The sequence below is a fragment of the Bacillus sp. P4_D3 genome (genome assembly GCF_056401855.1).
Genome location: NZ_JBFUIN010000647.1, coordinates 1 through 1,760 on the forward strand (window position 1 = coordinate 1; position 1,760 = coordinate 1,760).

Below are 1,760 nucleotides of genomic sequence, written 5' to 3' on the forward strand. Positions count from 1 at the left end.
ACGTGTTATTTCTCTTCCCGATATTCATTTTTCCATAATTTCTTCTATTTCAACAGGTCCACTGTATGTGCCTTTTTTTCATCTAGCGGTATGTTACTAATTTGAACTTCGTATGTAATACATAATCAAGGCTAAAGAATCATATTTAGTAACAACCAACGAAAAAATTTTGGAGGCTATATCGATGAATGAAAAACATGATAAACAGAGGCAATCTTTATTAGGAGAAGACTTAAATAGCAATCGAGAACTTAATGAACCAGCTAAACTTCACTCTCAAACAGTTGGTTCACGTGGACCTATTTTAAAGCAAGATAATGTACTGCACGAGGCGTTACAAGAATTTATTCATGAAAAGATTTTAGAAAGACCTGTTCATGTAAAAGGATTTGGTGCATTTGGTTATTTCCAAACGATATATCCGATGGCTGAACATACAAAACTTAGCTTTTTACAAAATTCAAATGAGAAAATTCCTGTTATGGTGCGATTTTCATTAGCTGTTAGTACGAAAGGAACACCTGATACTTCTAGAAATGTACGCGGTTTTGCTACAAAATTTTATACTAAAGAAGGCGTATTTGATCTTTTATGTAATCACCTTCCTGTCTTTTCTGTTCGTGATCCGATGCGTTTCCCTGAAACTATTAACGCGTTATTGCCTTCACCTAAAAATAACTTACTAGATCCTAATAGATTTTGGAGTTTTGTCGCTAGAGCACCCGAATCCATTCATTTTGTTGTCCGTTTATACTCTGATGCTGGTACGGCAAAAAGTCTTCGCCACATCCCAGGACATAGTGTAAATACATATGTTTGGAGAAATGCTCAAGGTTATCGAAAGTACGTAAAGTATCATTGGTATCCATTTGAAGGTGTACAATCCATTACTAGTGAGGAAGCAAATAAACTAGCTGCCGAAAATCCTGATTATAGTGGAAAAGATTTATACGATGCAATTGAGGCTGGTAAACCAGTGGAATATGGTTTATATGTCCAGCTCATGGATCCAAAAGATGAAGCACATCTTTCTTATGACCCTTTAGATGATACAAAAGTATGGGATGAAAAGGAGTATCCTCTTATGCCCGTAGGCAAAATGGTATTAAATAAAAATCCTGAAAATTATATGGAACAAGTAGAAAAAGTCTCCTTCTCCCCTTCTAATTTACTAGACGGTGCAGAACTATCAGATGATAAAATGCTGCAAGGTCGTGCTAACATTTATAGTGATTCTCAAAGAAGAAGAATTGGACCCGAATTTCGTAAATTACCAGTTAACCAACAGCAAGATTGGACACCCGCTAATCAAATTACAAGCGGTGACGGAAGATACGTTGAAGGAAAACTCGAAAGAACTTCTATAACTAAGCAAGATGATTTTGGGCAGGCTGGTGAATTTTATGCGAATTTATCACACATTGAAAAAGAACATCTTGCTGAAAATTTAGCTAATGATTTGAAAGTTATATCCAATGATATTAGGAAGATAGTTTTGGGGTATTTCGATCAAGTATCAACTGATTTGAAAACAAGCATTGAGACAAAAATGAAAGAGCATTAAGAAGATTAAAACATGCTTTACGAATGAGAATTCAAATCTATATTAATTATTTTCTTGTCAAAATCCAATGAGGTTATTTAATTTAAAAATATAAAGCCAATATACCCCTGTTCTATAATTAGAACAGGGGTATATTGAAGTAGTTTAATGTTTAACATTAACTACTTTACTTAGCTAAAAAATGCAATAAGTAGCC

Annotated in this window: 1 protein-coding gene; it reads left to right on the forward strand. The window is 34.1% G+C overall.

Translation table 11 applies throughout. The features are described from left to right. The first annotated feature begins 184 nt into the window (after positions 1–184). On the forward strand, positions 185–1,564 hold the full coding sequence (locus tag AC1DTM_RS25170; RefSeq protein ID WP_477001158.1) for a catalase: 1,380 nt from the start codon (positions 185–187) through the stop codon (positions 1,562–1,564). Positions 1,565–1,760: the final 196 nt, after the last annotated feature.